A 4,375-nucleotide genomic window follows, 5' to 3' on the forward strand; every position below is an offset into this window, starting at 1 on the left:
GCGCCCAGCCCGCCACCTCGCCGACGGCCAGTTCGACCTCGGCGAGGGCGGCCCGAATGGGGACACACGTCATCGGAGACATCTCCTTACCGGTCAAGGTAATCGCCCTCGACATCGGGCACGTGCGGGATGCCGTCCTCGTCGTCGATGCACACGTCGGCGGCGACCAGATCGATCAGGCCCCCGGCCAGAGCGTCGCAGTTGATGCACATCAGAACGACTCCTCGCCGCTGGCGGGCTGGTCAGTGATCTCGGGGACGATGTCGAGGTTCGGGTCGAGTTCGGCTCGCCAGTCGCCGTTCGGGTCTTCGTCGTAGGCGAGTTCGGCGAGGTCGTCGGGGTGTAGCGACTTCACAGGGACGCTCCTTGGTTGTCTGACGTTCCGTCCTCCGCCCCACCCGGTCGGGGGTGGGGCGGCTAGCGCAGCGCCAGAACGGTTCATCGGAGGTTGGCCTGCCGTGTCCGGTCGAGGGTCGCGTCGTGACGGGCGTCCCAGTAGGCGATGTCACCGGCGCGGCTCCTGGCTTCGGCGGCCAGCCTGCGGATTGTGGCGGCGTCCCGCCGGTTGGTCACCCCTTCGTCCTGGAGGATCTGGTAGCCGTCGAGGGTGGCCTCAAGGTCACGGTCGGACATGTTGTCGATCTCGTCGCGGGTCATCACGTCTCCTCAAGATCAGGGCGGGCGGGTTGGGGGTGGGCCCCGGAGGGCCCTGGGGTCTACCAGTCCGGGCAGAGCGTCGGGTTGACCTCTCGGACCGCCGCCCAGAACTGGTCCTCGCTCTTGGGGTCGAGGTCGGCGGCGGCTTCGGTCAGCTCATCGAGGGTCGCGGCCGGGTTGTCGGCGAGGAGGCTCTTGGCGGTGAGGCTGGCGTTCATTTCGGTCTCCCTGGCATCTCGCTTAACTGTGTGGCCACATAGTATTACGAATCCTTGTGGCCACACAAGAGGTGTGGCAAGATTTCTTCGTGGCCACACAGAATCCATCGCCAGAGAGCGCCGGCAAGCACACGCCGTACAGGAAGTTCCGCCTACCCGAACCCCTCTGGGATGCCTACGAGACGGTGTGCCAACGCGTCTTCAGCCGAGAACGCTCAGAAGATCTCGTCCAGCACATCCGCACCGTCGTCAGCGAGTACGGCAACGCCGACGAACTCGCCAAGATGGAGCTAGCGGAGAAGGAACTTGAGGAGCGGCGATCCCGAAAAGGAGGCCGCCCCCGCAAGCAGCCCGCCGGCGACTAGCTATCCGCGACGACGGCGACGTGAGCCCTGTCGGCGGCCGACAGCAGCCTGGTCAGGTCCGCAGCGTCGAGCGTCACGCGGAGTTCATCGCCGCACCCGTGCAGCACGCGCACCCGCTCCCCGTCAGGCGCGTTGGCCTCTGAGGCGTCGGAGAGGATGGCGTCCTTGGCGTCAGGCCAGGCGAGCCTGGTGGTGACGCGCCACAGGGCGGTCGCCGGGTCGGTGTAGACGATGGTGAGCTGGTAGGGCTTCACGGCGGTCAGGGTGTCGGACATGGTGGTTCTTCCTTTCGTTGGTTGATCACTTTGGAGGGGTGGTCATGGGGTGTGCGGCCATGCCGACACTGGTGGCGGGGAGGGCTGCCGTCAGGTCTTGGAAGAAGCCGTCGACGAACGTCTCTCCCGCCGTCTCGGCGCGCGCGAGATCCTCGGTGGTCATGAACCCGGCCCAGGCGACCTCGGACGGATCCCAGCCGGTCGGGACGTCATCGGTCTCGGCGGCGTACAGCCAGCGCCACCGGCTGTAGGAGTTGACGCCCTGGTGGACGAGCCGCAGGTTGTGCACGGCAACACCGGTCTCCTCGCGCGCCTCGCGGACCGCGGCGGCCTGAGGTGTCTCGCCTGATCGGACGGCGCCGCACACGTGGTCGTAGAAGCCCGGGTTGACGTCCTTGCTCAGGGCCCGGCGGTGGACGAGAATCCCGGCAGGCGACCGGACCACGACGATCACGATCTGCAGCAGCAGGCCATCACACGCCTGGGAGCGCGGGACGCCGCGGGCCATCACACGCCCGGAGGTGTCGACGAGATCGACCAGTTCCTCCACCGCCTGGGTCACCTCACGGTGAGAGACGGAGGTCATGAGGGCCTCCGCGTCCACTTGAAGACCACCAGAGGCAGCGGGCACACATAGACAGCGGCCTCGGCCACGTACACGCCCACCCAGATGTCCCGCGGTTCGAGATAGACGGACAGTCGGCCAGCATGGAGGCGCTTCACGACCCCTCCCCCGACTGGCGGAGGCGCTTGGCCTGCTTGCGCTTCCATGCGGCTACTGCTCGCCGTTCGCGCCGGTTGCGTGGCGCCTCGACGTCGAGGAGGTCCTTGGTCTCCATGCCGCCGATCGGCGGCCCGGATTTGTTGACCTTGATCTGCCAGTTGAAGTGCTTCACGACGCCTCCCCGGACCGCTTGGATGCGAGCAGAGGACCGCGCTCCCACACGTGAGTGGCGCGACAGATGATCGCCCGCCAGGTGTGCGGCTCGTCGTCGTGCTCGTCGTCCACGAACCACCGGGCCTCACGGGTCTGACCGGATGGCAGGCCCTTGTTGGCTTCGTAGTCGTTGCGGATCCACAGGCGTGTGGCGTAGTCGGACTTGACGATCACCATGGAGCCGTCGTCCGGCTCGGGCAGGTCGGCGAGGTTCGGCAAGCCGCTCATCGGGACGCCTCCTTGGCGAGGGCCTCGAAGGCCGCGAATGCGTTGCGGGCTTCGATCGCCGTCTTCGTGGCTTCCGCCACGCGCCTGCGCATCACCTCGGGTGCGGCCCGGATCTCCTCCACGTGCAGCGTCCCGCGATCACCTTCCGGCGCGAGCACCATCACCTCGGGCGGCGGCTTGCCGTCCTCCCACGTGCGGGTCTTGCACACGTCAGCAGCCTGAGCGGCGCTGAACCGGCCAGCGTCCCACAGGTCGGCGGTGTAGCCGCACCTGCCGGGCTTCCACCAGAGCTGGGCGACGTTGGACCAGACGAGATAGACGCTCATCGGGACACCTCGCCGTCCTGCTCGGCGGCCGGGAAGAGGTAGCCGACCGGTTTCCCCAGGACTCGGGCGTACTCGATCTCAGCTCGGGTGCTGTCGCCGATGTAGCCGGACGCGTCGCTCACTATGACCACCCGATCAGCGAGGTCGATCTTGCGGCGGTGGAGCTCGTCCAGTCGCTGCTTGTCGTCGTCGGTGAACGGGTCTCCGGAGTGGCCGAACACGCCCGGCGCCACGACGATGACGCCCGCGCGGGTGAGTTCGCGGTTGGCCCGGGCGAACTCCTCCCGGAAGCGGGTGGATCCGCACAGGCAGACGATCTCCGGCCGGTCGCCAGCGAACTCGGCGATGAGGACACGGTCCGGGCTGAGGGCCCGGAGCCGTTCCTCTTTGGGGGTGAGGTTGCCGGTGAAGTAGTTCATGATCTGTTCGATTCCTTACTCGAATATCGATCTTGATGGACTGAATCAAGCTCGAAGATCGGACTGGTCTTCGATCCGTGGGGCTGTAGTTGCCCCTGTGGCACGAACGGAAGCGGGGCGCTATCCGCGGACCCGAGACGCCTCTACGGGCGCGAGAAGCGCACTAGCGGGCTCGCAAGAGCGCTCCCGTCGACTTCAGGGCGTACCGATCCCGCCCGCACGCCTTGCATTTCCGCATCACACCCTTGGAGCCGCGCACCATGAGGGTGTTCTCGTCGTCGAACGGGTGCCCGTTCTTGCAGTGGGTCTTTCGCCTGTTCAGCGCTGGCGAACTGTACCCGCGGAGAAGGTTCTCCGCTTGAGGCACGGGCTGCAGGTGGTCAGGGTTGACACAAGGCGGATTCCGGCAGAGATGGTCGATCTGGAACCGATCGGGAATGGGTCCAACAAGGTGTTCATAGGCCCAGCGGTGAGAAGCGACTGTCCGCCCTTCCGCACGGAAGCGCCCGTATCCAGCTTCGTGCGTGGCTCCGGTCCAGAGCCAGCAGTCGCCTTGGGCGTCGACCTTGGCCCAGAACCGGTCAGCCGTGCCGCCGCTGCCCTTGGCGCTTTGGACGATCACCCGTAAGACCTTCAGCGGATCTCCATGACGCCGCCAGCGCGTGAAGTGGAGCAGGCAGTACGGACGGCGCCCGTATCGGGGCTGGTCGCAGTCGCTGATCTCGCACGGATACGCGATGCCCGCGATCTTGCGGACCTTCCAGACGCCAGCCTTGATCCGGCGAATCAGCAGGTCGTACTCGGCAACCGTGATGGCGACGGATCCACCGCGAACCATGATGAGGCGAACCCCATCAGCGTCTGGGCGTACGTCGACGACCTTCGGCTCAGGCATCGCCCACCCCGACGACGCCCAGGTCGAACTCGCCAGAGCGGACACCCGCAGTGAA

12 protein-coding genes are annotated in these 4,375 nt (G+C 66.7%); 1 reads left to right on the forward strand and 11 read right to left on the reverse strand.

Going from position 1 to position 4,375, the window contains the following annotated elements:
- Window positions 1–86: 86 nt before the first annotated feature.
- The 4 genes from ACFWYW_RS58880 to ACFWYW_RS58895 all read right to left on the reverse strand — a co-directional run bounded on the left by ACFWYW_RS58880 (window position 87) and on the right by ACFWYW_RS58895 (window position 875).
- On the reverse strand, window positions 87–212 hold the full coding sequence (locus ACFWYW_RS58880; protein ID WP_379628123.1) for a hypothetical protein: 126 nt from the start codon (window positions 210–212) through the stop codon (window positions 87–89).
- Window positions 212–355 (reverse strand): hypothetical protein, encoded by a 144-nt coding sequence (locus ACFWYW_RS58885; RefSeq protein WP_379628121.1) that lies wholly within the window; start codon window positions 353–355, stop codon window positions 212–214. The genes ACFWYW_RS58880 and ACFWYW_RS58885 overlap by 1 nt, the downstream gene beginning before the upstream one ends.
- Window positions 356–438: 83 nt before the next feature.
- Window positions 439–657: a hypothetical protein gene (locus ACFWYW_RS58890; protein ID WP_379628119.1), complete on the reverse strand. Its 219-nt coding sequence runs from the start codon at window positions 655–657 to the stop codon at window positions 439–441.
- Between the two features lie 59 nt (window positions 658–716).
- The gene (locus tag ACFWYW_RS58895; protein WP_379628117.1) at window positions 717–875 is read right to left on the reverse strand and encodes a hypothetical protein; all 159 of its coding nucleotides are present in this window, start codon (window positions 873–875) and stop codon (window positions 717–719) included.
- Between the two features lie 89 nt (window positions 876–964).
- On the opposite strand from ACFWYW_RS58895, the gene ACFWYW_RS58900 reads away from it, so the two are divergent.
- On the forward strand, window positions 965–1,240 hold the full coding sequence (locus ACFWYW_RS58900) for a hypothetical protein (RefSeq protein ID WP_379628115.1): 276 nt from the start codon (window positions 965–967) through the stop codon (window positions 1,238–1,240).
- On the opposite strand, the gene ACFWYW_RS58905 is transcribed toward ACFWYW_RS58900, so the two are convergent.
- From ACFWYW_RS58905 to ACFWYW_RS58935, 7 genes are all read right to left on the reverse strand, one after another.
- On the reverse strand, window positions 1,237–1,515 hold the full coding sequence (locus ACFWYW_RS58905) for a hypothetical protein (protein ID WP_379628113.1): 279 nt from the start codon (window positions 1,513–1,515) through the stop codon (window positions 1,237–1,239). The two genes, ACFWYW_RS58900 and ACFWYW_RS58905, sit on opposite strands and share 4 nt — an antisense overlap.
- 25 nt (window positions 1,516–1,540) lie before the next feature.
- Window positions 1,541–2,101: an NUDIX domain-containing protein gene (locus tag ACFWYW_RS58910; protein ID WP_379628111.1), complete on the reverse strand. Its 561-nt coding sequence runs from the start codon at window positions 2,099–2,101 to the stop codon at window positions 1,541–1,543.
- A 133-nt stretch (window positions 2,102–2,234) separates the two neighbouring features.
- Window positions 2,235–2,411: a hypothetical protein gene (locus ACFWYW_RS58915; RefSeq protein ID WP_379628109.1), complete on the reverse strand. Its 177-nt coding sequence runs from the start codon at window positions 2,409–2,411 to the stop codon at window positions 2,235–2,237.
- On the reverse strand, window positions 2,408–2,680 hold the full coding sequence (locus ACFWYW_RS58920; protein WP_379628107.1) for a hypothetical protein: 273 nt from the start codon (window positions 2,678–2,680) through the stop codon (window positions 2,408–2,410). Before ACFWYW_RS58920 ends, ACFWYW_RS58915 begins: the two co-directional genes overlap by 4 nt.
- Window positions 2,677–3,006 carry a hypothetical protein gene (locus tag ACFWYW_RS58925; protein ID WP_379628105.1) on the reverse strand — a complete coding sequence of 110 codons (330 nt, stop codon included), beginning with the start codon at window positions 3,004–3,006 and terminating at the stop codon, window positions 2,677–2,679. The genes ACFWYW_RS58920 and ACFWYW_RS58925 overlap by 4 nt, the downstream gene beginning before the upstream one ends.
- On the reverse strand, window positions 3,003–3,425 hold the full coding sequence (locus ACFWYW_RS58930; RefSeq protein WP_379628103.1) for a hypothetical protein: 423 nt from the start codon (window positions 3,423–3,425) through the stop codon (window positions 3,003–3,005). The genes ACFWYW_RS58925 and ACFWYW_RS58930 overlap by 4 nt, the downstream gene beginning before the upstream one ends.
- Before the next feature lie 163 nt (window positions 3,426–3,588).
- Window positions 3,589–4,375 (reverse strand): HNH endonuclease signature motif containing protein (locus ACFWYW_RS58935; protein WP_379641462.1); only part of this gene is annotated, 787 nt, incomplete at its 5' end.

It is taken from the genome of Nonomuraea sp. NPDC059023 (assembly GCF_042740095.1).
Classification (GTDB): domain Bacteria; phylum Actinomycetota; class Actinomycetes; order Streptosporangiales; family Streptosporangiaceae; genus Nonomuraea.